Origin of the sequence: Oceanobacillus sojae, from assembly GCF_007991515.1 — a bacterium.
Classification (GTDB): domain Bacteria; phylum Bacillota; class Bacilli; order Bacillales; family Amphibacillaceae; genus Oceanobacillus; species Oceanobacillus sojae.
The window spans coordinates 71,403-92,129 of the sequence record NZ_BJYM01000007.1; the positions used below are offsets into that span (position 1 = coordinate 71,403).

Genomic DNA, 20,727 nt, shown 5'->3' on the forward strand with positions numbered 1-20,727 from the left:
CCAACTGAGGGTTGTCGGTAATTACATTATAACTCTATAAAACTACCAAGTCAGACCGCCTTCAGAAACGTAAGTTGCACATTCTGCAACACGAAAGGAGGTGACATCATTGGACGTAGCTGGAGCATTAAAAACAATGCGTGAAAGAGCCGGTTTTTCACAGGAGAAGATGGGGGAGCACATGCTTGCTTCCAAAAGCACTATCTCCCGTATGGAATCTGGAAAAATCGCACTCAAATTTCATGATGTATTGCGCTGGTGCAAGATAACAGATAATCCAGAGGCTTGGATGGCATTGTATGCAGCATTTGATATCGCTGCACAAGTAACACCACTAACACAAATGATTACAGGATTTATCAGATTAGGAGGATTTATATGATTGGCGTTAACGAAAAATTCAAACATGAACTCGATTGTTTAACTGAATGCCACAAGCTGGGCGTTAAAGCAATCAAAAACGGAGACTGGGAAGCTTTTGCAAGACATGAAGAAGGTGCTCAGAGATCAATTGATGCGCTAAGAAGACTTGATCAGGAGAGAAAAGCAATCAAAAAACATGCCCCATTTTTTAAAGAAATTATTTATAGAATTGAGCGTTCTCATGCCGAATTTAAGAGGTCCCGGATATGAGAAGTGAAAAATTCGTCAGATGGTTTTATGTATTAGCTTATATCGGAGCAATGACGTTTTTGTATTACATGATGGTTAACGTATAGGAGGTGTTTTGGATGTTGGTTAAAGTAATTGGATTAGACACAAATAAAGAATATATCAGAGGAACTAGAGATTACTGTTTGAGAATTTTAAATGAGGAATATCCGTCACAACCTTTGGAATCAACAAAAGGTCATGTAACTTATCCAGAGCCATTGATAATTAAAAAATTAGGGGTGAAATAATATGGACCATCCAGCTATCGAAAGAACTCTACGCACTGGATATCCAATTCCAGAAAAGCAATTGAAGGACAAGCCCGGCGAGTACTGGGACCCGATTAAGTGGATGAAGGAAATTGAAGAGAGATATAAAAATGCAAAATAAAAAAGCACCTCGGCAAAGGCGCTTTAAAAGTTCTTAAGAAAACTATTTATGTGCCTATTATACGGCATTTAGGAGGGAAAAGCAATGAAACAACTAACTGACTTATTCCACAAGTGTTTTTATAACGGCTTAACTTTTGATTGTAACGGTTCTAAAGGAACTATCTGTATTTATTCAATCAATGATTATGGTGATGTAAAAATAATCACTTATGGTTCTTTAAAAAAATGGAGTTTAGGTAAACCAGAAGATGAATTAAACAGAATGCATCAAGAAGTAGACACTTTTATTGAATCTCATTATGTGAAGGAGAGTGCCATATGAACGAACTACAGTCTAGTTTAAACCAGTATTTAGAGGAACAAGAACAAACAGAACGTGAAACGTTTGTTGTAGATACAGATGAAAAAGCCAACTGGGCGTTAAGGAAAATCAAACAAGCTCAGCAGAAGCAAGAAGAAGCTAGTGCATTAGCAGCAGATGAACAAGAAAAAATAGAAGCTTGGTATCAATCTGAAAAAGAGAAAGCACAACGAGATATTGATTATTTCCAAGGATTGCTTGCTTACTACGCTATTAAAAAACGAGAAGAAGATCCAAAGTTTAAATCTCAAAAACTACCAAATGGCCGCATTAAGTTTGTGAAAAAGCAGCCAAAACTTAATTACGATGATAAGGCTATTGTCGAATACCTCAAAAACAATGAACGTACGGACTTAATCAGAGTAAAAGAAGAGCCAAGTATATCAGATATAAAAAAAGAATTTGTCATCAATGAGGACAAGCTTATTGATCCAGACACCGGCGAAGTGATAGACGGCGTAACAGTAGAACACCTTGAAGATGAATTTAAGGTGGAGGTGAATAAAAAATGAGCGAGGAAAGTCTTGTACAAAAATTAATTCATGTACAAAAAGAGTTAAAAGCTCCAAAAGGGCAATTCAATAAATTCGGGAACTACAATTACAGGTCAGCAGAGGACATTCTGGAAGCTGTAAAGCCATTTAATGCTGAAAAAGGGTTATTGCTCACATTGACAGATGAGCCGTTACTAGTTGGTGAATGGCACTATATTAAAGCTACTGCAACTATCACGGACGGAAAAGACAATCATGTAGTTACCGCCTATGCCAGAGAATCAGAAACAAAAAAAGGGATGGACCATTCGCAAATAACAGGCACAGCATCCTCATACGCAAGGAAATATGCACTTAATGGTTTATATCTTATTGATGATACGAAAGATGCTGATACAGACGAATATCAACAACAAAACGATCGTAATAACCAACATCAATACCAAAACCAAGGAAATAAAACCCAATCTAATAAAGCTATATCGGACAAACAAGTGAAACGACTATATGCGATTGCTAATCAAGCCGGAGTAACAGCTGATGACGTTAAACAAGTAATAGCAAAAAAATATCAAAAACAGGATATTGCTCAATTAACTAAACAAGAGTATGACGAGATTTGCGGAAGATTAGAAAGCAAAAAAGGGGCTTAGTCTCCCTTTTGAAAGGAGAATTAGATGCCGGCTGTTCCGAAACCTAAGCATAAAAGAAGAGTACCTAAGCAAAAGGACGTCACAAGGATTACAAATAAAGCACGTGACGAGGTTTTAAGAAGAAGCGAAGGCAAATGTGAGCGATGTGGCAGAACGAGAGCATATGCCTTTGAAATCAGTCATTTAGTACAAGCTTCGCAGGGTGGTTCCGGCAGTGATCCTGCCAATCTAGTTTTACTTTGCGGACCATCTGTAAACACGGGTACTTGCCATAATTTCGCTGACTACACCAGAGCAGGCAGAGAGTGGCGGATGCAAAAGAAATTAGAGTTGGAAACTTATTATGCACAATAAATCAAACGTCCTGCTGCCTGCTTGGATATTCGAGCAGGGGCAGGACAAAAATCAACAAAGACAACTAATTAAGCAATACATGAAACGTTACCCGGGATATACCGTTTTAGAAGTAAAAGGCAGATTTGCTATATGTGAGATACCAAGATAGGAGTGATTGGATGGAAAAGATTAAATTGACGCAGGAGCAGGCTAATGCAATTGAATATGCATTAAACAAAACTGGTGATTACAAAGATGATAAAGATAGATTAATCAGAGATATATCAAGAGATTATGTAAATTTTCACAACGATTTATTCTCACTTAACAAAATTGATATAGCGGTAGCAGCAAAAGCTCTATATGCAGGCTACGAGGTTATCCCTCAATATAAGGTTGGGGATTGGATTACGGTATTCTATGAAAATGGAAATTTCAAATACACTGCAAAAATTACTTCAGTAGAGAGTGAATTTGTAAGAGTTGATGTAAATACGAGCCGTAACTTCCCTCAATATCTTAATGGTTACGGTATCGTCAGGCACGCCACACCAGAAGAAATCCAGCAAGAAAAGAAACGTCGGTTTTGGAACGGAATTGGCAGAATAGAAGATGAATACAAACAGAACGATTTAGTAGAGGTCGATTATCAAGATTATGGAATTATTAACGGAAAAACCAATAGTGGAACATGGATGATTTATCATATCAACGATGATGCGACAGTTTTTTGTTCCTCTGATGAAATACGTTTAATAGTCAAAGCAGAAGATAGATTAGATAAGTAATTTAAATGGAGGGGAGATTGTCTTGCATCTCAAAACAATCCAGATACCTAACGGAGATATATACGTGAATTACAAGATATACAAATGCGATAGATGCGGCGAGGAAATAGAAGAAGCCTGGCCAAGAACTTGGATAGATGAAGAAGATTATTGTTGGAACTGCAGCTTTATAGTCGGAAATATAGATGGCAAGGAATTTCTTAGTTGTTCAGGTTTCGGTGCAGCTAATGCTCAAGCAGCAGTGAGAGATGGAGAAATTATTGTCTGGACAAGCAAGAAACCACCCTGGGAGTTAACTAACAGTGATTTAAGAAAAACTAAAGAGTATAGACAATGGAGGGTCAATGTTTTCGAAAGAGACGAATACACTTGCCAGCATTGTCACCAAGTGGGCGGCGATTTGAACGCTCATCATATAAAGCCATTCGCTGAATATGAGGATTTAAGGTACACAGTATCAAACGGCCTTACTTTATGCACTGATTGCCACAAGAAAGTACACAGCAAGAAAAAATGAGTAAAAAACAAGGAGAGGGTGATTAGATGAACAAACCGAAAATACCGGGAGGTTACATCTTATTGTCTAGGAAGGTCATTGAAAGTGAAATATGGGATAAGCCACCTTTGTATTTAAAAGTTTGGATCTACATCCTTTCCAAAACACAGCACAGCGCATATAAGAATTTGAAACGCGGACAAGTTTTTATAAGTATCCCAGAAATCATAGAAGCTTGCAGTTACAAGGTTGGTTTTAGGATTGAGAAACCTACTAAAAAGCAGATTTTTGGAATTATAGACTGGCTACGAAATCCCTATGAAGGGAACCACGAAGGTAACAATGAAGGTCCTATGATAGTAACTACGAAGGTAACACATGGAATGGTCGTTGAAGTCTGTAATTACAACGTTTATCAAGACCCAAAAAATTATGAAGGTAACAGTGAAAGTCATACGAAGGTAACAACGAAAGAACTACGAAGGGAACGAGAAGGGAACAATAATAACAAGAATGTAAAGAATGATAAGAATGTAAAGAAGAATAAAGAGTTACGTTCCAAATTAAAATTTGAAACCCATCATTTGAAATTAGCTGAGTTGTTATTCAAGAAAATTAAAGAAAACAATCCGAATGCAAACAAACCTAATTTGGAATCATGGGCTGATACTTTCAGAAAAATGATGGAGATAGATAAAAAGAGCGGGAAGGAAATACAGGATTTAATTCTATGGAGTCAACAGAATCATTTCTGGCATATGAATATCCTTTCTGCTGGTAAATTAAGAAAACAATTCAATAGGTTGTCGCTGGAAATGAAAGAAGATCAAAAACCTAAGTCGAATGTTGTTCAATTTAACAAAAAAGAAGCCGAGGACGATGGTTACAATTACGGATTTTAGGAGGCCGCTATGGAATCTATTAAACTCAAAAAACCGATATCTGAGGTTATTGCTGAATTTAAGTGTGAGGGCTGCGGTGAGGATGTTAAACAAACCAGGTTACAGATTCCTCAAGGTCCAAGGGCTGGCGAGGAAATCATAGCTAACTATGGATGCAAATGCGAAGATATCAAGCTTGCTAAACAAGCAATAAAGCAAAGGAATCAACTACGTAAGGATAAAATGAAAAAGTTTTTTGATTACTACTCATTGATTAACGAAAACCTACAGACAGCAACCATTGAGAACTATGAGCCTACCAATGAGGACTTAAAACAAGCTAAGCAACAAGTGATTGATTATATAGCTGACTACGACGGTAAAAAGAATCTATTGCTTACTGGTAGCTACGGGACAGGAAAGAGTCATATCTCCGTTGCTATTACTAAAAAGCTCATGGAGCAAGGAAAAGAGTGTTTGTTCCTGTCATTACCAAAACTACTAACCAAAATAAAAGAGACTTACAGCGGTAACGGAGTCACTGAGGATGAATTGCTGCAGATGATTAAGCGAGTGGATTTATTGGTGCTAGATGATATCGGAGCAGAGCATCATACCGAATGGGCGAATACAAAGCTATTTGAGGTACTGGATGATCGTTCTGGTAAATCGACGATATATACAACCAATTTAGGTAGCAAGGAGCTGCGGGCACAGATTAACGAGCGTAACTTTTCGAGGATGATGGAAAACACGGACGTTATCAAAATGAACGGCAGAGATTACAGAAGAAAAGACTTTTAGGAGGAATGAGCATGTTTATTGAATTGACTTTAGGCGGCGAAACAGGCACAAAGGTTTTGGTTAATACTACGCAAGTTTCAGATATCACAAACGGAAAGAATGGAGTTGTTATCTCTTTTGGTTCAGAAGAATACTTCCGAGTAAAAGAACCCTATGAAGATATCAAAAGAAAATTAGCAATGATAGGTGAATTACTATGAACATGAAATCAGTAATGATATTTGACCCAAACGATACGGACGAGCAGACGGTAACAAAATGGGCGGACTGGCTGCGTGACAATCATAGTGCAGTTGGGGATAAGGCAGTGCCAGGAGTACAGGAGACGCAAGAATATCTTAGGAGGTATGCGTGATGCTGAAAATGTATGTGTTTGGTGAAGGTGATGACGTGAAAACTTGGGTTGCTGCTGAAAGCAAAAAGCAAGCAATCGGGATTTTCGAAAGTGTAACAGGACTGGATATCGCTTTTGAATTTTGCAACCCAAGTGATTATGCAAGGGAAATGGATCCAGATGAAACAATGACCTATTACCATGATGGGAAAACTTCAGAAAGGGATACAATTCAGAACTTAATCAATAAATATTGTGATTCACCGGATATATTTGCAACTAGTGAATTTTAGGAGGTGCAACCAATGGGAGTAGTTAAGTTCAAAACTTCCGGCAAAGCGATTCCATTGATTCCGCTATCCGAGCATAACGACTTCATTTTTGAAAATGATGAATTGGCTTTTTTGCCAGGTCAACTAAGAGAAATTGCTGATTTACACAATTACGGAATGACAGTCCCTGAAATTGCAGAACTAGAACGGCGGACGAAAAAAGAAATCTTACTTGCATTGATCGAATTAGCATACCAAGAGAAGATTACAAGACCTTTAGCTTTTCTGCCGGATGGATATAGCGAAATTAGCAACGAGAGATACCTTATTTAAAAAGATTAATAGAGTTGAGACTAAATATATACAAAGATGTTAAAACGTCTCAGAAATGGCTTATTTTGATTGGAGGGATAGCGTGAAACAAAGTATATGGAATACTGGGTTAGCAATTTTAACGATTACAGCAATTACAGCGGTAATTCATTTCGCGAATGTGAACAAGGTTATACGAGAAGAAAACACCGAATTGCAGCAGATAAACGCTGAATTACAGCTAGAGTATTACAAGATGCAGATACAGAGGGATGAGGCTGTGGATGCTGTTTGGATCGAGAACAACCAAAAGATGAAAGAAAGTACTGATTAGAATAAATAATCTAACTTCATAAATGTTTGAGGGATTATTCAAAGGAGTGAATCATGATGGAATTCAGAAAAGAGCTTGACGATTCCTGTTATTTAGATGAGGAAGTTGTTCTTTATGAGGAATTAAGAAATAACGGCGTTGCTGAATCCGGAGCAAAAGAAGCTTTAAGTAGTTTCAGCTTTAAGGAATTACAAACAGTCGTGAAATTCGTTAAATATTACAAGCATTATTTGATGAGGTGAATCGTGATGATAACAATCGAAGGAGACAAAAAATCATTAATTGTGACTGTATTAGAAGAAACGGAAAACGGTAATTTTGCAGGTATTAGTTCTGAAATTACCAAACAGGAACTAATTAATAGATTGATTGAAGAAGGTGCTTTGGAAGACGGTGAAACAGTTTATTTAGAGGAGGTGCAGTGATGGATGAACGGTTGAAGAAGAATATTGAAGACTATGTAAAATTGAATAAATTTTTAAACGGAAGAACAAATCGATTTGGTGAAAATGTCGTTGATATAGTGATGGACTATGTGGAGGAGTTGGAAGAGAAAAATAAATTCTTAGCAGATAATCATTTCCAACAAAAAGAATTAACACAAAGTCGGGTTGAAAAATTGGTGAAGGAAAACCAGCACTACAAAGAGGCTTTGGAGTTTTATGCGGATGAAAAGAATTACGTACGTCCCTATGATAATGAGAATTTCTTCGATTATCTTCCTTCTGAAATGGACTTTGACAAAGGAGAAAGAGCAAGGAAGGAATTGAAAGGAGAATCCTAATGCACATCTACAAAGAACTGAGGCAATGGTTGTTAAATGCGGATTATCCAGTACACATGGTAGCGATGATGACGGATGAAGATGTAGTGGCGGAATATGAGGCTGTTACAGGGAATAACTCGGTGCCGCAGCCGATTAATTAGGAGGGAATCTACATGGAAAAATGCATTGATTGCAAAGTGAATGAAGTACGGAATAATCGCAGTAGCTTATGTGAGAAGTGCTTTGATAAGGCATTAGAAAGAAAAGTTGTACAGGCTCCAGAACAATCATGGTGGTGATAACGATGGACGCAGTGGACATGTACCAAGAAATAGAAATGCTGCAGCAAGAACCTAATTTATCAGGAAAACAGCTGGAACGAATGAAAGAGTTGCAATCAAAGTTGAATTACAAACGCATGAACCAAGATAAAGTCAATCGGCTATTAGCTAAAGGGCAAGATATGAGGCAGTCAGAGATACTAATGCTGTTAGAAGCGAATGTTCGTAAAAACCAAATCAGTGAAGCATTAGGCATGGATTATTATGAGTTTCGTGAGTATTTGAGGAATATCGGTGTGAAAATCACTCCAAGAAAGAGGCGATAATCATGCAGAAAATCTATGTCAAAGAAACCACCAAGATAAATCATGATGGGGATAGGATACAGGTTGTTAAAACGTATCACAGCAAAGTAAGGGATTATGATTATGTGATTTTTAGATAAGGAGGAAGATTGATGACATTAATATATGCGAACGAAAAAGATAAAAACAACGGATGGACTCTATCTTTTGGATATCTGCAGCAAGTGCAGAAGAAGGTTGAGGAAATGGATGAATTTGAAGAAACTCCATCTTTAGAACAGATTGAGAGTGTGTTGCTGGCATATGTAAAAAATAAAGGGGCAGGCCGGAAATTGAAAGTCAAAAAGATGCATCCAGATGCAGTAATACCTAAATACGCACAGCAAGGTGATTCCGGATTTGATTTAGTTGCTGTGGAAGATGTGATTATCGAACCGGGAGAAACTAAATTAATCAAAACAGGATTAGCTTTTGATATTCCAGAAGGCTTTGAAATACAGGTCAGACCACGTTCTGGCATTACATTAAAAACTAAATTGAGAGTACAACTTGGCACAATTGATTCGAATTATCGTGGTGAGGTTGGGGTGATAGTGGATAACATAACTCCGAGTACAATTCGAGAAAACTTAGAAATGCACAGTTTTGCAAATCCTGTATATCACGATATATCAGGAAATAACGTCAGTAATCATGCTTGGAACTGCATAAAAGGAATGCATTACAAGATTCAAAAGGGAGATAGGATAGCACAAGGAATACTTGCTCCAGTAGCCACAACGGAATTTGAAGAGGTGGACGAGTTGTCTGAATCAGATCGTGGAGTGAATGGATATGGTTCGACAGGAGTTAATTAGTGAGGAGGTATAGCATGAGCGAAACCGATGTACAGAAAAGAAAACACTACCTTATCAAAGAGCTACACCGCATGGAAATCTATCAAACTAGCGATGGAAGACAATTAAATAGTCTTACTCTGTCAGACCTTGAATGGGAGCATATTACGGCAAGATGCGAGGCGGCGAGACATGCGAGCTATTAGCATAGTGAAGCATGAGGACAAAGTTAAGTTCCTACAGATATGCCGAAATAAAGAACAAGAAGGATTTATATGCGTTAAGCCTATGCAGCATATTCACAGCTGGTATGAGGCTGTTTATGTAAAGAAGGTGGTTAAGTGAGGAGAAACAAATACAATGCCAGGAAAGTCATGTTCCAAGGCATAGAATTCGACAGCAAAGCTGAATTTGAATACTATTTGATGCTCAAAAATGACAAGCTGGTTAAAGATATCGAATTGCAGCCTAAATACACCATTATCGAGCCGTATGAGGTGCTTTGCAGACGTTGCGAGGGTAAAGGCCAGGTACTCAATCCAAAGACGCTCAACTTTAATAAATGCAGGCAATGTAAGGGTACTGGAAATAAGACAAAGCAAGGTGCTGTTTATACTGCTGATTTTAAAGTTACCTACGTGGACGGGCAAGAAAAAATAATTGATATCAAAGGTGGGCCTGTCTCAAAGGATTTCACGCTACGGAGGAAGTTGTTTGAGATTCAGACAGGTAAGGAACTCACAGTGATTAAAAAGACGAAGCAAGGGTGGGTGACAAAGTGACTGAAAAGTATTTATGGGAAGTTACTTACAAAATGACGTACAACAACGATACATTTAAGGTAATTACATCTGTAAAAGATATTAGTCAAGTAGCAAAGGTATGTGATCAGTGGTTCAGTGGTACAAGTAATTACCCCGAAGATATACAAAATATACAGTATATTGGAGAAGTTTTTGAATAAGTGAGGGATTATATGGAAACAAGCAAAGTAGAAATCAATTTATCTGAGGACAAAGTGTTAGTGGTTAAAGGCGGTAAATTAAAGGAATATCCTAAGCCGGACAGTGGGTTCGGGAAACAGATTATCAACTGGAATGACGGGAAGATTTGTAACGAGGAAATACGTTATACGGTGAAATAGGAGGAATGAAAATAAAACGTTTAAAGAAACTATTTTATGAGGATATGTATGAATTTAAATTAAACGGCGTGGCACTTGTTGGATGGTTATCAGCAAGCATTTATGGAGTAATAGCTTTAATCAAAAATGTTATAGATATCTTTAATTGAATAACAAGCAGTCTATCAGAAAAACTGAGGGCAGATTTGGATTTGAGGGAATCCAGTCTGTCCTTTTTTATTTATTTGAGGGGAGTCGGTAATGATGATGACAAGCGAACAGATTGAGAATTGGGCGGATGAATTACTGGGTGAATACAAAGACGGCCGTAGAGAATTAAAACATTTTGAACCCGAATTATCAGAGGACAAAAAGCAGATTAACAGCATGATTGGCAGTATGACATATTCTATTGACTGGATGGAGACCGGGAGACAGCCTGATTTATATCGTGGAGTTGATAGAAAAAATGCTTATCGGACGATGCAGTACGATGAAATGGAAATCATTCCGGATATTACTGAGCAATTGGAGCGAGAAGCGTTGTATATGGATCAAGAGCAAAGACGGTCATTGTTAAAATTGTTTCGTAATTTCTCTGATCGTGAAATGCAATGTTACCTCATGTATGAAGCCGAACAACTATCTATGCAAAAAATCGCCGATAGGTTAGGCATTAAAAAAAGCTCTGTTCAAATGTATATCAAACGAGCGAAAGAAAAAGTGCTGGCAGTAGCTTCATAAGCGCTTGTCATACGATTTGTCATACGAAGTCCGCATTGGTAGAAGATGTTTTTTAGATAGAGCACTAATAAAGATTTGTAATTATATATAAAGACCGTAAGGTCGATATTGATTAAGCACTATAAATATTATGTAGTGGGAGGCGGAGTTGATGCGATAATGGCTAAATTGACGGAAAAACAAAAAAGGTTTGCTGATTATTACATCGAATCAGGAAATGCAACTGAATCAGCAAAAAGAGCAGGGTATAAAGGGAAAAACCTTAATAGGGTAGCTAGTGAAAACTTGACGAAACTAGACATCAAGCAATATATAGACGAACAATTGGAGAAACTAGCCGACACACGCATAATGAAGGCGCAGGAAGCGTTGGAACTCCTTACTAGTATTGCGAGAGGTGAATTGAAGGAAGAGCTCTATATCCCTACCGATGCAGGCGTAAAGCATGTATGGAAAATACCAGATATCAAAGACAGGCAAAGGGCTGTTGATTCATTGCTGAAACGTTACCCGATGAATAAACATGACGAGCTGCAGGATGCATTGCTGCAGGCTCAAATAAATAAACTTGAAGCTGAGACAGAGAAATTGAAAAAAGATGACGGTGATGGTACACCTATCAGTATTCAAATAGTCGATAGTTGGACAGAGAAAAATGAGTAAAGTTGTCGATATTCAAAAAGAGGTTAATCCTCACTTTAAGCCTGTTTGGACAACGGACAAGCCGTATAACATATTACGTGGTGGTCGTAACTCCTTTAAGTCATCTGTCATTGCTCTGAAGCTTGTCTTTATGATGCTGCTATATATTACAGCTGGTAAAAAGGCTAATGTGGTTGTCATCCGTAAAGTAGCCAGCACCATACGTGATTCAGTGTTCCTAAAGATTCAATGGGCGCTTGAGAAATTTGGTATATTAGGTGAATTCAAATCGACCGTAGCACCATTTAAGCTAGTTCATAAGGCTACTGGTTCAACATTCTATTTCTATGGTTCTGATGACTTCCAAAAGCTAAAATCCAATGATATTGGTGATTTGATAGCAGTGTGGTATGAAGAGGCAGCAGAGTTTGGGAGTAATGAAGAATTCGACCAAACCAATACAACATTCATGAGGCAGAAGCATGATGATGCTAACATGGTTCACTTTTTCTGGTCATATAACCCTCCACGTAATCCTTATGCTTGGATTAATGAATGGTCCGACAGCATGAAGGGTGAGAATGGATGGTTGGTCCATGATTCGAGTTACAAGGATGATGAATTGGGTTTTGTAACTGCTCAGATGTTGCAGGACATAGAACGAATTAAAAAGAATGATTTTGACTATTACAGATACCTATATCTTGGTGAACCAGTTGGCCTTGGAACAAACGTATATAATATGAACCTATTTAAGCCTATGAGCGTGCTTCCTAGTGATGATAGAGTTATATATCTATTTTACTCAATGGACACAGGACACAGCGTTTCTGCTACATCCTGTGGGTGTTACGGATTGACTGCTAAGGGTAAAGTGATTCGGTTGAATGGTTATTACTATAGTCCGGCTGGTCAAGCCAACAAAAAGGCTCCTAGTGATCTTTCCAAGGATATATATGATTTTATTAAGGCCACTGCAACCCAAGCGCCATATAAAGGTGCAAGGATTAAGAAACGTACGATTGATAGTGCTGAGGGGGCTTTAAGGAATCAATACTATAAAGACCATGGGCAACACTGGAAACCTGTTAATAAGCTTAAAAAAGTAGATATGGTGGATTACGTACACGACCTTCTTGCACAAGGTCGTTTTTATTATCTTGAAAATCCATTGCCTACTGGATTAAAACATTGTGATAGCAACGATATATTCATTGAAGAGCACAAAAAGTACATGTGGATTGAAGGTACTCAAAACAGCGATAATCCGCAGGTGGTCAAAGAGGATGACCATACATGTGATGATTTTCAGTATTTCTGCGTTAGCAACGCCAGAGACTTACGTTTGAAGCTTTAGGAGGTGATAGCTTGAATGTTATTGACCGTATTAAAAACTTGTTCAAGAGAGGAGGTTATGCATTGAGTGGACAGACATTACAGACAATAAACGATCATGAAAAGATTAATATTGATCCGGCTGAATTAGAGCGTATTGAACGTGATTTCAGAGAGTATAAAGGCAGTTATCCGAAAGTCGAGTATTATAACTCATATGGACAAAAACAGAAACGTGATTACATGACATTGAATATGGTCAAATTGACGTCTGAATTACTATCCGGGCTCGTATTCAATGAGCAATGTGATATATCCATATCAGATGAATCAGAAGATAAAAAGGACAATACATTTAAATCAGCTGATGATTTTATAAAACACGCCTTTGAACATAACGACTTCAAAAAGAACTTTATGAGATACCTTGACCCTATGTTTGCTACTGGCGGATTGACTGTAAGGCCATATGCAAATGCTGAGGCAGGAGAAATTGAATATTCTTGGGCTTTGGCAAATGCCTTCTATCCATTACGAACCAGTTCAAACGGCATCGCAGAAGGTGTGATGAAATCAGTAACCACTGAAATAGTAGGTGGTAAAGAGGTATTTTACACTCTTTTAGAGTTTCATGAGTGGGATAAGGATATTTATGTCATTACCAATGAACTGTATAAATCCAATAACAAAGGTGAAGTTGGCAAACGAATCCCTCTTACTGATTTGTATCCTGATTTGCAGGAAGAAACGAGAATTGCAGGGCTGACACGTCCTCTCTTTAATTATTTAAAGCCAGCAGGGTTTAACAATATTAACCCTCACAGTCCATTAGGTTTAGGTCTTACAGACAACTGCAAATCTACGCTTAAGCAAATTAATGATACATGGGATCAGTTCAACTGGGAGGTGCAGATGGGGCAACGTACTGTGTTTGTTAGTGATCATATGCTAAGTACGAGAGAAACAGAGGACGGCAAGCCCCCAGTACAAATATTTGATACAAATACCAATGTTTATAAATCCTTACAAATGGACGGTGAAACCGACTTTATTAAAGATGTTACGAATGATATTCGAACAGAACAATACACCGAAGCTATTAATAAATCTCTTGAAACACTTGAAATGCAACTGCAATTATCCGTTGGAACATTTTCTTTTAACGGTCGGTCGGTCAAAACAGCAACGGAAATCGTAAGTGAGAATAGTTTGACATATCGTACTCGAAACAGTCATGTGAATGAAATTGAGAAGTTCATCAAAGGCTTGATTGTCTCCACATTGGAGTTAGCAAAAGCAACAGGCTTGTTTGATGGTGAAATACCTACATTCGACAACATAGGAGTTGATTTTGATGATGGTATCTTCCAAGACAAGACACAACAGCTTAATTACATTGGTAAAGCCAAGGCATTGGGTTTTATACCCTCCGTAAAAGCTATTGAACGAGTATTCGAGTTGCCGGAGGATGTTGCGAAAAAATGGTATAAACAAATTCAGAATGAACAGGTTGAGTTAGAACCACACAATATATCTGATAGGGCATCAAGAGAAATATTCGGTGATAAGGAGTGATTGAATGAAGGTGTATATCTTATTTGAGCATGATTTGTTAGTTTCCTCTTGGACTCCTACAGTGCATAGTATTTTTCTGAATGAGCAAACAGCCATTAAAGAAAAAGATAGACTGAATGCAAAGGGTGAATATAGATATTCGGTTTCAGAGGAATCGGTGATTGAATGGTAAAGCCCAAAATCACACCATATCAACTTGATTTGTGGAGTTCCAACATGTCTCAACTCTATAACAGCCTTGAGGGCGAAATCATACGAATCATCATCAAACGCCTTAAAAACGGTTCTGATGACATAACCATGTGGCAAGCACAAAAGCTTCAAGAATTACGTTTATTCAACAATGAGGTCACTAAACAGCTGGCAAGGGTCACAGGAGTTGCTGAAACTCAAATTCGCAGCATGTTCGAAACTGCTGGCAAAGACATTGTTCAAGACATTGACAAAGCAATGCCCTATGAAACTAAACCAATGCCAAACAACCTTGATGACACCATGAGAGCTTATTACAACCAGTCGTGGAGTGAGATTGACAACTATGTTAATCAAACGCTTATCACTACTGCATATGGTGTTGGTACGGCACAACGAGCATTTACCGATACGCTTAATAAAACATCTGCTATGTTTAACTCTGGCTTATATACTTTTGAGGATTCATTGGAACGTGCTGTCACTGAATTAGCACAAAAAGGCATAGGTTCAGGTATGGTTGACAGAGGAGGTCACAGATGGAGCCTTGAAGGCTATACACGAACCGTTTTAAAGTCTACTCTTGGTAATACCTATGACACACTTAGAAAAGATCGTATGGCTGATTATGACGTGCATACTGTGGTTGTGACAAGCCATCCAGGAGCGAGAAAGAAATGCTCTGTAATTCAAGGAAATGTAGTGGATTTGAGGTTTCCTAACCAAATACCGCCAGATAGCGAATATAAGTCAATATATGACCCATATTGGGGCGCTGATTACGGAACAGCTGGAGGCCATCGAGGTGTTAACTGCAATCATTTACATGTACCGTTCATTCCGGGTGTAAATACCAATAATCAGCCCGAATATGACCAGGAACTTAATGAACAAGTTGCCAAGGCAAAAGACACTCAACGTCGCATAGAACGTGAAATTGTAAAATATAAGAAAAACCTTATGGTTGCTGAGGAACTTGGCAGTGATAAGGCTGGGCATTGGCGTAAGATGGTATCGAAGCGTCAAAAGGCTATGCGTGACCATCTATCAGCGAATGATGTTAATAGTAACTATTTAAGCCGTAATTACAAGCGTGAGAAGGTTTATACGCCTTTAGATACGTTGGTTAAGGGTTTTGATTATAAAGCTGGTTAGGAGTGTTTTTTCGATGGATACAATAAAAGATGCAATGTTAGCAACATCTATTCCTGCGGCATTGTTTGCCGTTCCTATAATCAATTTTTGCATACGTTATTTCATAGAGAAGAAAATGCCTAGATTTCACCAATGGATGAAAAGAACGATAGGAATTCAAAGTCCATTAAATGTTAAACGAGAAGGAATTGACTTCAATTATGAGAGGAAGTGATCTATCTATCTCCTAGCTACAGGTAGTAGCCTTTGTATATTTGAGAGGGTGATATGAGGTGGTAAAGATGAAAGTGTTTACCTGCAATGATCATGAAGGATACTGGCCAGTCCCGACCGCATCGGTAATAATTGCGGAGAACGAAAAAGAAGCAAGAGAGATGTTGCGTGAACAATTATCGGAAAAAGGATTAAATAAAGTGGATTTTACATTAGTTGAAGTCAACACAAGTGTAAAACAAGTGATAACTCTAAGCGATGGTGAATATTAAGATACGTCCTAAGTACGACGTTATAAAAGGCTTATTTATTATGCCCTTTTTAAAGGCTTGGGGTAAAACTAAGCGATACCTTTCAGCGTGAGGTGTGACACGCTAAAAAACATCAAAAAGGGAGTAGTGAAATAGATGGATTTGAAAGAGTTATTAGGAGAAGAGCTATATCGACAAGTCATGGATAAAGCAGGTGACAATAAGCTTGCGGTTGTATCTGATGGGAATTGGTTTCCTAAAGATAAATTTGATGGAAAAAATCAAGAAGTGAAGGACTTGCAGGAGCAATTAAAAGACCGCGACAAGCAATTGAAGGACTTGGGTGATAAAGCCAAAGGTAATGATGACTTAACAGCTGAGATTGACCAATTGAAGGAAGCCAATAAAACAACTAAAGAAGAATATGAGGCTAAACTTCAACAACAAGCTTTTGACCATACGCTTGAAAATAGCTTGAATGGTGCAAAGGTTAAAAATACCAAGGCTGTAAAGGCTCTATTGGATATGGAAACTATCAAACTTGATGGCGATACCTTGAAAGGTCTTGATGACCAACTGAAAGGCCTGCAAGAAAGCGATCCATACCTATTCGAGCAAGAGCAACAAGGAACACCACCGCCTACCATTGTCAATCCGGGCAATCCAAACGGTGGAAGCAATGAGCCGACTGACCCATTCGCGGCAAAGTTGGCTAAATATAATTAAAAAGGAGAATGAACATGGCAGGAGAAAATAACAACCAAGCTGTACGCAGCTATCAAAAACAATTTAAAGAACTATTACAGGCTGTCTACCAAAAACAAGCATACTTTTCCGAGTTTTTCGGCGGAGGTCTTGAAGCATTAGACGGAGTAACGCATAACAAAACAGCGTTTTCTATCAAAACAAGCGATATCCCGGTTGTAATCGGCGAGGAATACAATAAGAGTGCAAACGTAGGATTCGGTACTGGAACTGGTAATTCAACACGATTCGGCGAACGTCAGGAAATTATCTATACAGACACTGATGTGCCATATACTTGGGAATGGGTATTCCATGAAGGAATTGACCGTCACACTGTAAATAATGATTTTGCTGCAACAATCGCTGACCGTTCTGAATTACAAGCACAGGCAAAAGTTCAAATGTTTGATAATAAAGGTGGATTATTCATTTCAGAGGTTGCTGACCGATCTATTGAGTTAGTTGAAATCACGAATGATGCCGTATTGAAACTTTTCAATGATTTATCCAATGCTTACGTGAATATGGAAGCTGTAGGAACAAAAATGGCATGGGTTATACCAGAACTATACAATGCCATCGTTGACCACCCTATCACGACTACTGCTAAACATTCAGGTGCAAACATCGATGAAAACGGAATTATCCGATTCAAAGGATTCCAAATCAAAGAAGTTCCGGAAACTAAATTCCAAGAAGGTGAGCTTGCTTACACATCTATTACTGGGGTTGGTAAACAGTTCACTGGTATCAATACGTCTCGTACGATTGAATCAGAGGACTTCGATGGTGTAGCTTTCCAAGGTGCTGGTAAAGCAGGCGAATTCATCCTACCTGCTAACAAAAAGGCTGTTATCAAGGTTGTTGAAGGTGATTCGGGGGAGTAACAACCCCGAATATTGACAATGTCACGCCAACGACTGACGGGGCAGTCATTAACTTATCTTAAGTAAAGGAGGATTTGCATGGCTTTTAAAATTTATAAGGGCGATGATGTGGTAACAGAGGGCGAAAGTCCTCTTAACATCACTGGCTTAAACCCAAATACAGACGTTGCTGCAGGAGAATATCAAGTTGTCAGAGCAGAAGATGACAATGAGTCCGATAGGGTTGATATTCCGGCGTTTAAGACATTACCTATTGATGTGACTGGCGTTTCGCTATCACCTAAGACATCTAATGCAGAGTCTGGGGCATCAGGGAATCGTCAATTAAACGCAACCGTATCACCGAGTAATGCAACGAATAAATCAGTATCATATGCGATTAGCCCAGATGCTGACGGTTTATCCGTAAGTGGTAGTGGTAACATCACATGGACTGAAAACACGCCATCAGGCACATATACAACTACTGTGACTACAGATGACGGCGATTATACAGACACTCACGTATTGACTCTGACAGAGCCGGAACCAGAGCCAGAACCTGATCCAGAGGAACCGCCAGAAGAAGGTGAATAAGCATGGCTTATTTAACATTTGAGGAATTCGAGAAGTTGACTAGCAAAGATATAGGGGAAGAGGCATTTAAAGCCCTGTTACCTAAAGCTAGTGCGATATTGGACAATATCACCAATCACTTTTATATTCATGTAGATATTGAGAAAGATAACACATGGCGTGTAGACAAGTTTAAAGAGGCTCTTGTGGCTCAAATAGAGTACTTTCATGTGCTTGGAGCGACTTCATACGAGGAAATCAACAACAGCCCTCAATCATTTACTGCTGGACGTACAAGTGTGACTAATCCGAGTCGCTATAGCTCAACTGGTCAAAACGAGACAAAACCTCTGACAGCCGAGGATGTATACATTTATCTTGAAGGTACAGGGCTATTAAACAGGGCGGTGATGGTATGGTGATGCCTAAGCCGCCTAAAGATTTTTGTATTGACTCGTTTGTTTATCAAGAATTCGTTAGCGAAGATTGGAGTACAGGTCCTATTTATAAAGACCCTGAACCAATCGTATACTGCAGGATTGATCGAGGCGCCGAATATAGCCAATCATCCAATGGAAAACAATTGCTATATAATGCGGTTGTTTTTTGTTATGCAGGCATAACTACACCTTTGCCAACATTTAAGACTCAGTCTAAAATCCGTTTTGATGACCAAGATCATATTATCACCAAAGTCATCCCTATCTACGAGGCGTATGACAAGGTTATCTACTCATATGAGTTGGAAGTGATTTAATGCGTATTGATATCAACTTAGATGGGGCAAAGCGCAAAATGAGCCAGCAAAGTGTTAATCAAGGTCAGTATGCTTTGGCTAATCAAGGTTTGGCTGATATGAATCCATTTGTACCATTTAAAGACGGCATTGCGAGAGGTACAGGTCATGTTGATAGTAATGGTGAATCAGTAACATGGAATACGCCGTATATAGCTAGATTATTTTATATGCCAATGCGTAATTATACAACGCCTGGTACTGGGCCAAGATGGGATAATAAAGCAAGCGCCATCCATATGAAAGACTGGATAAACGCATTTATAAAGGGGGCTAATTGGTAAATGGATTTTCTAGAAAGATTAGTAGATGAAGTGAATAGCATTGACAGGCTCCCTATTAGATGCGAGCCAGGATACTTGGGAGAGGCTGAATCATTTGTTGTTTACCCTATACCGGGGTCGAGAGTAGTTAACGAGTATTACAATGGCGTCAAAGACCAGCAACTAAATTACGAATTTGCGATGAAGTCAAAGATACCAGGCAACATCCATAACACTTTATGGGTTGTGCAAAATGCACTTGAACAAATTGAAAGTATCAACAGTAATGATGGAAGCTTTGAATTTGATGAATTAATTATTACCAACAAACCATTTATTAATCAGGCTGATAGCCAAGGATGGTTTGTTTTTCTATTGGATATACAAGCAAAAATTACAACATTTAATAAGGAGAGTGTAAAGAATGGCTAGACTTAAGAACGCCCTAAGAGGGCACTTTATTCAAAAATATGAGCAAGGACAAAACCAACCAACATCAGATGATTGGTTAGAACTAGCTGATTATATTTCAGATATATCAGATGATACAAACGAAGAAACAGAAGATATTGCATATTACAGTGGCGATGGTACTCCAGAAACAGAAGTGACATCAGTTGCATGGGGTTATAGCGTAGAAGGTACGTATGATTCTTCTAATCCAGCAATGAAACTTGTAGAAAGCATGCGATTGAAAACAGGGAACGATAGGAAGGTATGGCATCGGGTTGTCGCTGCTGATGGATCAAAGGAATATGTAGGCAGAGCAACTGTGTATGGGATTGTAGCTGGTTCAGGGGCTGCTGGTGAACATGAAGCATTCAACTGCATTATTCGATATGATCGTATTCCAGAAGAAAATATCCTAGATGACGATAACGGTAACGGCGGTGAGCCGGGGGAGTAACTAGCCCCGAGGTTGTATCAGTCAACCCAACGACAAGCGGGGC

Annotated in this window: 44 protein-coding genes; all 44 read left to right on the plus strand. The window is 38.6% G+C overall.

Annotated elements, in window-relative coordinates; genetic code table 11:
- The first annotated feature begins 109 nt into the window (after positions 1 to 109).
- The 44 genes from OSO01_RS09530 to OSO01_RS09710 all read left to right on the plus strand — a co-directional run bounded on the left by OSO01_RS09530 (position 110) and on the right by OSO01_RS09710 (position 20,684).
- The gene (locus OSO01_RS09530; protein ID WP_147210212.1) at positions 110 to 382 is read left to right on the plus strand and encodes a helix-turn-helix domain-containing protein; all 273 of its coding nucleotides are present in this window, start codon (positions 110 to 112) and stop codon (positions 380 to 382) included.
- A complete protein-coding gene (locus OSO01_RS09535; RefSeq protein WP_147210213.1) occupies positions 379 to 633 on the plus strand; it encodes a hypothetical protein in 255 nt (84 codons plus the stop codon). Before OSO01_RS09530 ends, OSO01_RS09535 begins: the two co-directional genes overlap by 4 nt.
- A 98-nt stretch (positions 634 to 731) precedes the next feature.
- Positions 732 to 902, plus strand: a complete 171-nt coding sequence (locus OSO01_RS23305) for a hypothetical protein (RefSeq protein ID WP_186813610.1) — start codon at positions 732 to 734, stop codon at positions 900 to 902.
- Position 903: 1 nt separating this feature from the next.
- Positions 904 to 1,044: a hypothetical protein gene (locus OSO01_RS23310; RefSeq protein ID WP_186813611.1), complete on the plus strand. Its 141-nt coding sequence runs from the start codon at positions 904 to 906 to the stop codon at positions 1,042 to 1,044.
- An 84-nt stretch (positions 1,045 to 1,128) separates the two neighbouring features.
- Positions 1,129 to 1,368, plus strand: a complete 240-nt coding sequence (locus OSO01_RS09540; protein ID WP_147210214.1) for a hypothetical protein — start codon at positions 1,129 to 1,131, stop codon at positions 1,366 to 1,368.
- A complete protein-coding gene (locus OSO01_RS09545) occupies positions 1,365 to 1,919 on the plus strand; it encodes a host-nuclease inhibitor Gam family protein (protein ID WP_147210215.1) in 555 nt (184 codons plus the stop codon). The genes OSO01_RS09540 and OSO01_RS09545 overlap by 4 nt, the downstream gene beginning before the upstream one ends.
- Entirely contained in the window at positions 1,916 to 2,554 is a 639-nt protein-coding gene (locus tag OSO01_RS09550) for an ERF family protein (protein WP_147210216.1), read from the plus strand. Before OSO01_RS09545 ends, OSO01_RS09550 begins: the two co-directional genes overlap by 4 nt.
- Positions 2,555 to 2,578: 24 nt before the next feature.
- Positions 2,579 to 2,908 (plus strand): HNH endonuclease, encoded by a 330-nt coding sequence (locus tag OSO01_RS09555; RefSeq protein WP_147210217.1) that lies wholly within the window; start codon positions 2,579 to 2,581, stop codon positions 2,906 to 2,908.
- A gap of 161 nt (positions 2,909 to 3,069) precedes the next feature.
- The gene (locus OSO01_RS09560; protein WP_147210218.1) at positions 3,070 to 3,678 is read left to right on the plus strand and encodes a hypothetical protein; all 609 of its coding nucleotides are present in this window, start codon (positions 3,070 to 3,072) and stop codon (positions 3,676 to 3,678) included.
- Positions 3,679 to 3,700: 22 nt separating this feature from the next.
- The gene (locus OSO01_RS09565; RefSeq protein WP_186813612.1) at positions 3,701 to 4,195 is read left to right on the plus strand and encodes an HNH endonuclease; all 495 of its coding nucleotides are present in this window, start codon (positions 3,701 to 3,703) and stop codon (positions 4,193 to 4,195) included.
- A 26-nt stretch (positions 4,196 to 4,221) separates the two neighbouring features.
- Positions 4,222 to 5,076: a phage replication protein O gene (locus tag OSO01_RS09570; RefSeq protein WP_147210220.1), complete on the plus strand. Its 855-nt coding sequence runs from the start codon at positions 4,222 to 4,224 to the stop codon at positions 5,074 to 5,076.
- A gap of 9 nt (positions 5,077 to 5,085) precedes the next feature.
- Positions 5,086 to 5,859, plus strand: coding sequence for an ATP-binding protein (locus OSO01_RS09575; RefSeq protein ID WP_147210221.1), 774 nt, complete (start codon positions 5,086 to 5,088; stop codon positions 5,857 to 5,859).
- A gap of 11 nt (positions 5,860 to 5,870) precedes the next feature.
- Positions 5,871 to 6,059 carry a hypothetical protein gene (locus tag OSO01_RS09580; RefSeq protein ID WP_147210222.1) on the plus strand — a complete coding sequence of 63 codons (189 nt, stop codon included), beginning with the start codon at positions 5,871 to 5,873 and terminating at the stop codon, positions 6,057 to 6,059.
- Positions 6,056 to 6,214 (plus strand): hypothetical protein, encoded by a 159-nt coding sequence (locus OSO01_RS23315; protein ID WP_186813613.1) that lies wholly within the window; start codon positions 6,056 to 6,058, stop codon positions 6,212 to 6,214. The genes OSO01_RS09580 and OSO01_RS23315 overlap by 4 nt, the downstream gene beginning before the upstream one ends.
- Positions 6,214 to 6,486 (plus strand): hypothetical protein, encoded by a 273-nt coding sequence (locus OSO01_RS09585; protein ID WP_147210223.1) that lies wholly within the window; start codon positions 6,214 to 6,216, stop codon positions 6,484 to 6,486. The genes OSO01_RS23315 and OSO01_RS09585 overlap by 1 nt, the downstream gene beginning before the upstream one ends.
- 12 nt (positions 6,487 to 6,498) lie before the next feature.
- A complete protein-coding gene (locus OSO01_RS09590; protein ID WP_147210224.1) occupies positions 6,499 to 6,798 on the plus strand; it encodes a hypothetical protein in 300 nt (99 codons plus the stop codon).
- Positions 6,799 to 6,880: 82 nt separating this feature from the next.
- Positions 6,881 to 7,111 carry a hypothetical protein gene (locus tag OSO01_RS09595; RefSeq protein WP_147210225.1) on the plus strand — a complete coding sequence of 77 codons (231 nt, stop codon included), beginning with the start codon at positions 6,881 to 6,883 and terminating at the stop codon, positions 7,109 to 7,111.
- A gap of 53 nt (positions 7,112 to 7,164) precedes the next feature.
- Positions 7,165 to 7,353: a hypothetical protein gene (locus tag OSO01_RS09600; RefSeq protein WP_147210226.1), complete on the plus strand. Its 189-nt coding sequence runs from the start codon at positions 7,165 to 7,167 to the stop codon at positions 7,351 to 7,353.
- A gap of 6 nt (positions 7,354 to 7,359) precedes the next feature.
- Entirely contained in the window at positions 7,360 to 7,536 is a 177-nt protein-coding gene (locus tag OSO01_RS23320; protein WP_186813614.1) for a hypothetical protein, read from the plus strand.
- A complete protein-coding gene (locus OSO01_RS09605) occupies positions 7,536 to 7,895 on the plus strand; it encodes a hypothetical protein (protein ID WP_147210227.1) in 360 nt (119 codons plus the stop codon). The genes OSO01_RS23320 and OSO01_RS09605 overlap by 1 nt, the downstream gene beginning before the upstream one ends.
- Positions 7,895 to 8,038 (plus strand): hypothetical protein, encoded by a 144-nt coding sequence (locus tag OSO01_RS23325; RefSeq protein ID WP_186813615.1) that lies wholly within the window; start codon positions 7,895 to 7,897, stop codon positions 8,036 to 8,038. Before OSO01_RS09605 ends, OSO01_RS23325 begins: the two co-directional genes overlap by 1 nt.
- 143 nt (positions 8,039 to 8,181) lie before the next feature.
- Positions 8,182 to 8,484 carry a hypothetical protein gene (locus OSO01_RS09610; RefSeq protein WP_147210228.1) on the plus strand — a complete coding sequence of 101 codons (303 nt, stop codon included), beginning with the start codon at positions 8,182 to 8,184 and terminating at the stop codon, positions 8,482 to 8,484.
- A 326-nt stretch (positions 8,485 to 8,810) separates the two neighbouring features.
- Positions 8,811 to 9,320, plus strand: coding sequence for a dUTP diphosphatase (locus OSO01_RS09615; protein ID WP_246145117.1), 510 nt, complete (start codon positions 8,811 to 8,813; stop codon positions 9,318 to 9,320).
- A complete protein-coding gene (locus OSO01_RS09620) occupies positions 9,320 to 9,505 on the plus strand; it encodes a Fur-regulated basic protein FbpA (RefSeq protein ID WP_246145107.1) in 186 nt (61 codons plus the stop codon). Before OSO01_RS09615 ends, OSO01_RS09620 begins: the two co-directional genes overlap by 1 nt.
- Before the next feature lie 135 nt (positions 9,506 to 9,640).
- Positions 9,641 to 10,081 carry a DUF1064 domain-containing protein gene (locus OSO01_RS09625; protein WP_147210229.1) on the plus strand — a complete coding sequence of 147 codons (441 nt, stop codon included), beginning with the start codon at positions 9,641 to 9,643 and terminating at the stop codon, positions 10,079 to 10,081.
- Complete coding sequence (locus OSO01_RS09630; RefSeq protein ID WP_147210230.1) at positions 10,078 to 10,263, plus strand: hypothetical protein; 186 nt, start codon at positions 10,078 to 10,080, stop codon at positions 10,261 to 10,263. The genes OSO01_RS09625 and OSO01_RS09630 overlap by 4 nt, the downstream gene beginning before the upstream one ends.
- A gap of 12 nt (positions 10,264 to 10,275) precedes the next feature.
- A complete protein-coding gene (locus tag OSO01_RS09635) occupies positions 10,276 to 10,443 on the plus strand; it encodes a DUF3954 domain-containing protein (RefSeq protein ID WP_147210231.1) in 168 nt (55 codons plus the stop codon).
- A 5-nt stretch (positions 10,444 to 10,448) separates the two neighbouring features.
- Complete coding sequence (locus tag OSO01_RS23330) at positions 10,449 to 10,592, plus strand: hypothetical protein (protein WP_157037110.1); 144 nt, start codon at positions 10,449 to 10,451, stop codon at positions 10,590 to 10,592.
- A gap of 91 nt (positions 10,593 to 10,683) precedes the next feature.
- Positions 10,684 to 11,166: a sigma factor-like helix-turn-helix DNA-binding protein gene (locus OSO01_RS09640; RefSeq protein WP_246145108.1), complete on the plus strand. Its 483-nt coding sequence runs from the start codon at positions 10,684 to 10,686 to the stop codon at positions 11,164 to 11,166.
- 159 nt (positions 11,167 to 11,325) lie between these two features.
- On the plus strand, positions 11,326 to 11,829 hold the full coding sequence (locus OSO01_RS09645) for a terminase small subunit (RefSeq protein WP_147210232.1): 504 nt from the start codon (positions 11,326 to 11,328) through the stop codon (positions 11,827 to 11,829).
- A complete protein-coding gene (locus OSO01_RS09650; protein ID WP_147210233.1) occupies positions 11,822 to 13,165 on the plus strand; it encodes a PBSX family phage terminase large subunit in 1,344 nt (447 codons plus the stop codon). The genes OSO01_RS09645 and OSO01_RS09650 overlap by 8 nt, the downstream gene beginning before the upstream one ends.
- Positions 13,166 to 13,176: 11 nt before the next feature.
- Positions 13,177 to 14,718: a phage portal protein gene (locus tag OSO01_RS09655; protein WP_186813616.1), complete on the plus strand. Its 1,542-nt coding sequence runs from the start codon at positions 13,177 to 13,179 to the stop codon at positions 14,716 to 14,718.
- 4 nt (positions 14,719 to 14,722) lie between these two features.
- Positions 14,723 to 14,890: a hypothetical protein gene (locus OSO01_RS23335; protein ID WP_186813617.1), complete on the plus strand. Its 168-nt coding sequence runs from the start codon at positions 14,723 to 14,725 to the stop codon at positions 14,888 to 14,890.
- Positions 14,884 to 16,065 carry a phage minor capsid protein gene (locus OSO01_RS09660; RefSeq protein ID WP_147210234.1) on the plus strand — a complete coding sequence of 394 codons (1,182 nt, stop codon included), beginning with the start codon at positions 14,884 to 14,886 and terminating at the stop codon, positions 16,063 to 16,065. The genes OSO01_RS23335 and OSO01_RS09660 overlap by 7 nt, the downstream gene beginning before the upstream one ends.
- Positions 16,066 to 16,078: 13 nt before the next feature.
- Positions 16,079 to 16,279, plus strand: a complete 201-nt coding sequence (locus OSO01_RS09665; RefSeq protein WP_147210235.1) for a hypothetical protein — start codon at positions 16,079 to 16,081, stop codon at positions 16,277 to 16,279.
- Positions 16,280 to 16,352: 73 nt separating this feature from the next.
- Positions 16,353 to 16,550, plus strand: coding sequence for a hypothetical protein (locus tag OSO01_RS09670; RefSeq protein ID WP_147210236.1), 198 nt, complete (start codon positions 16,353 to 16,355; stop codon positions 16,548 to 16,550).
- A 135-nt stretch (positions 16,551 to 16,685) separates the two neighbouring features.
- The gene (locus tag OSO01_RS09675) at positions 16,686 to 17,255 is read left to right on the plus strand and encodes a phage scaffolding protein (RefSeq protein WP_147210237.1); all 570 of its coding nucleotides are present in this window, start codon (positions 16,686 to 16,688) and stop codon (positions 17,253 to 17,255) included.
- Between the two features lie 8 nt (positions 17,256 to 17,263).
- Positions 17,264 to 18,163 (plus strand): phage capsid protein, encoded by a 900-nt coding sequence (locus OSO01_RS09680; protein WP_222595723.1) that lies wholly within the window; start codon positions 17,264 to 17,266, stop codon positions 18,161 to 18,163.
- A gap of 108 nt (positions 18,164 to 18,271) precedes the next feature.
- Positions 18,272 to 18,739 (plus strand): phage tail protein, encoded by a 468-nt coding sequence (locus OSO01_RS23340; protein ID WP_246145110.1) that lies wholly within the window; start codon positions 18,272 to 18,274, stop codon positions 18,737 to 18,739.
- 2 nt (positions 18,740 to 18,741) lie between these two features.
- On the plus strand, positions 18,742 to 19,140 hold the full coding sequence (locus OSO01_RS09690) for a head-tail connector protein (protein WP_147210238.1): 399 nt from the start codon (positions 18,742 to 18,744) through the stop codon (positions 19,138 to 19,140).
- Entirely contained in the window at positions 19,134 to 19,475 is a 342-nt protein-coding gene (locus OSO01_RS09695; RefSeq protein ID WP_147210239.1) for a putative minor capsid protein, read from the plus strand. The genes OSO01_RS09690 and OSO01_RS09695 overlap by 7 nt, the downstream gene beginning before the upstream one ends.
- Positions 19,475 to 19,798 (plus strand): minor capsid protein, encoded by a 324-nt coding sequence (locus OSO01_RS09700; RefSeq protein WP_147210240.1) that lies wholly within the window; start codon positions 19,475 to 19,477, stop codon positions 19,796 to 19,798. Before OSO01_RS09695 ends, OSO01_RS09700 begins: the two co-directional genes overlap by 1 nt.
- Entirely contained in the window at positions 19,799 to 20,209 is a 411-nt protein-coding gene (locus tag OSO01_RS09705) for a phage tail terminator protein (protein ID WP_147210241.1), read from the plus strand.
- Complete coding sequence (locus OSO01_RS09710) at positions 20,202 to 20,684, plus strand: phage tail tube protein (protein ID WP_147210242.1); 483 nt, start codon at positions 20,202 to 20,204, stop codon at positions 20,682 to 20,684. The genes OSO01_RS09705 and OSO01_RS09710 overlap by 8 nt, the downstream gene beginning before the upstream one ends.
- The last annotated feature ends 43 nt before the right edge of the window (positions 20,685 to 20,727 follow it).

What these genes read in the sequence shown, in the direction of transcription:
- OSO01_RS09585 (WP_147210223.1), top strand. Translation starts at nt 6,214, where the DNA reads ATGCTGAAAATGTATGTGTTTGGTGAAGGTGATGACGTGAAAACTTGG.
- OSO01_RS09650 (WP_147210233.1), top strand. Translation starts at nt 11,822, where the DNA reads ATGAGTAAAGTTGTCGATATTCAAAAAGAGGTTAATCCTCACTTTAAG.
- OSO01_RS09690 (WP_147210238.1), top strand. Translation starts at nt 18,742, where the DNA reads ATGGCTTATTTAACATTTGAGGAATTCGAGAAGTTGACTAGCAAAGAT.
- OSO01_RS09570 (WP_147210220.1), top strand. Translation starts at nt 4,222, where the DNA reads ATGAACAAACCGAAAATACCGGGAGGTTACATCTTATTGTCTAGGAAG.
- OSO01_RS09710 (WP_147210242.1), top strand. Translation starts at nt 20,202, where the DNA reads ATGGCTAGACTTAAGAACGCCCTAAGAGGGCACTTTATTCAAAAATAT.
- OSO01_RS09605 (WP_147210227.1), top strand. Translation starts at nt 7,536, where the DNA reads ATGGATGAACGGTTGAAGAAGAATATTGAAGACTATGTAAAATTGAAT.
- OSO01_RS09700 (WP_147210240.1), top strand. Translation starts at nt 19,475, where the DNA reads ATGCGTATTGATATCAACTTAGATGGGGCAAAGCGCAAAATGAGCCAG.
- OSO01_RS09635 (WP_147210231.1), top strand. Translation starts at nt 10,276, where the DNA reads ATGGAAACAAGCAAAGTAGAAATCAATTTATCTGAGGACAAAGTGTTA.
- OSO01_RS09615 (WP_246145117.1), top strand. Translation starts at nt 8,811, where the DNA reads ATGCATCCAGATGCAGTAATACCTAAATACGCACAGCAAGGTGATTCC.
- OSO01_RS09640 (WP_246145108.1), top strand. Translation starts at nt 10,684, where the DNA reads ATGATGATGACAAGCGAACAGATTGAGAATTGGGCGGATGAATTACTG.
- OSO01_RS09675 (WP_147210237.1), top strand. Translation starts at nt 16,686, where the DNA reads ATGGATTTGAAAGAGTTATTAGGAGAAGAGCTATATCGACAAGTCATG.
- OSO01_RS23310 (WP_186813611.1), top strand. Translation starts at nt 904, where the DNA reads ATGGACCATCCAGCTATCGAAAGAACTCTACGCACTGGATATCCAATT.
- OSO01_RS09660 (WP_147210234.1), top strand. Translation starts at nt 14,884, where the DNA reads ATGGTAAAGCCCAAAATCACACCATATCAACTTGATTTGTGGAGTTCC.
- OSO01_RS23325 (WP_186813615.1), top strand. Translation starts at nt 7,895, where the DNA reads ATGCACATCTACAAAGAACTGAGGCAATGGTTGTTAAATGCGGATTAT.
- OSO01_RS09580 (WP_147210222.1), top strand. Translation starts at nt 5,871, where the DNA reads ATGTTTATTGAATTGACTTTAGGCGGCGAAACAGGCACAAAGGTTTTG.
- OSO01_RS09590 (WP_147210224.1), top strand. Translation starts at nt 6,499, where the DNA reads ATGGGAGTAGTTAAGTTCAAAACTTCCGGCAAAGCGATTCCATTGATT.
- OSO01_RS09705 (WP_147210241.1), top strand. Translation starts at nt 19,799, where the DNA reads ATGGATTTTCTAGAAAGATTAGTAGATGAAGTGAATAGCATTGACAGG.
- OSO01_RS09560 (WP_147210218.1), top strand. Translation starts at nt 3,070, where the DNA reads ATGGAAAAGATTAAATTGACGCAGGAGCAGGCTAATGCAATTGAATAT.
- OSO01_RS23315 (WP_186813613.1), top strand. Translation starts at nt 6,056, where the DNA reads ATGAACATGAAATCAGTAATGATATTTGACCCAAACGATACGGACGAG.
- OSO01_RS09680 (WP_222595723.1), top strand. Translation starts at nt 17,264, where the DNA reads ATGAACATGGCAGGAGAAAATAACAACCAAGCTGTACGCAGCTATCAA.
- OSO01_RS09695 (WP_147210239.1), top strand. Translation starts at nt 19,134, where the DNA reads ATGGTGATGCCTAAGCCGCCTAAAGATTTTTGTATTGACTCGTTTGTT.
- OSO01_RS23330 (WP_157037110.1), top strand. Translation starts at nt 10,449, where the DNA reads ATGAAAATAAAACGTTTAAAGAAACTATTTTATGAGGATATGTATGAA.
- OSO01_RS09550 (WP_147210216.1), top strand. Translation starts at nt 1,916, where the DNA reads ATGAGCGAGGAAAGTCTTGTACAAAAATTAATTCATGTACAAAAAGAG.
- OSO01_RS09535 (WP_147210213.1), top strand. Translation starts at nt 379, where the DNA reads ATGATTGGCGTTAACGAAAAATTCAAACATGAACTCGATTGTTTAACT.
- OSO01_RS09555 (WP_147210217.1), top strand. Translation starts at nt 2,579, where the DNA reads ATGCCGGCTGTTCCGAAACCTAAGCATAAAAGAAGAGTACCTAAGCAA.
- OSO01_RS09665 (WP_147210235.1), top strand. Translation starts at nt 16,079, where the DNA reads ATGGATACAATAAAAGATGCAATGTTAGCAACATCTATTCCTGCGGCA.
- OSO01_RS09645 (WP_147210232.1), top strand. Translation starts at nt 11,326, where the DNA reads ATGGCTAAATTGACGGAAAAACAAAAAAGGTTTGCTGATTATTACATC.
- OSO01_RS23305 (WP_186813610.1), top strand. Translation starts at nt 732, where the DNA reads ATGTTGGTTAAAGTAATTGGATTAGACACAAATAAAGAATATATCAGA.
- OSO01_RS23320 (WP_186813614.1), top strand. Translation starts at nt 7,360, where the DNA reads ATGATAACAATCGAAGGAGACAAAAAATCATTAATTGTGACTGTATTA.
- OSO01_RS09540 (WP_147210214.1), top strand. Translation starts at nt 1,129, where the DNA reads ATGAAACAACTAACTGACTTATTCCACAAGTGTTTTTATAACGGCTTA.
- OSO01_RS09600 (WP_147210226.1), top strand. Translation starts at nt 7,165, where the DNA reads ATGATGGAATTCAGAAAAGAGCTTGACGATTCCTGTTATTTAGATGAG.
- OSO01_RS09575 (WP_147210221.1), top strand. Translation starts at nt 5,086, where the DNA reads ATGGAATCTATTAAACTCAAAAAACCGATATCTGAGGTTATTGCTGAA.
- OSO01_RS09610 (WP_147210228.1), top strand. Translation starts at nt 8,182, where the DNA reads ATGGACGCAGTGGACATGTACCAAGAAATAGAAATGCTGCAGCAAGAA.
- OSO01_RS23335 (WP_186813617.1), top strand. Translation starts at nt 14,723, where the DNA reads ATGAAGGTGTATATCTTATTTGAGCATGATTTGTTAGTTTCCTCTTGG.
- OSO01_RS09545 (WP_147210215.1), top strand. Translation starts at nt 1,365, where the DNA reads ATGAACGAACTACAGTCTAGTTTAAACCAGTATTTAGAGGAACAAGAA.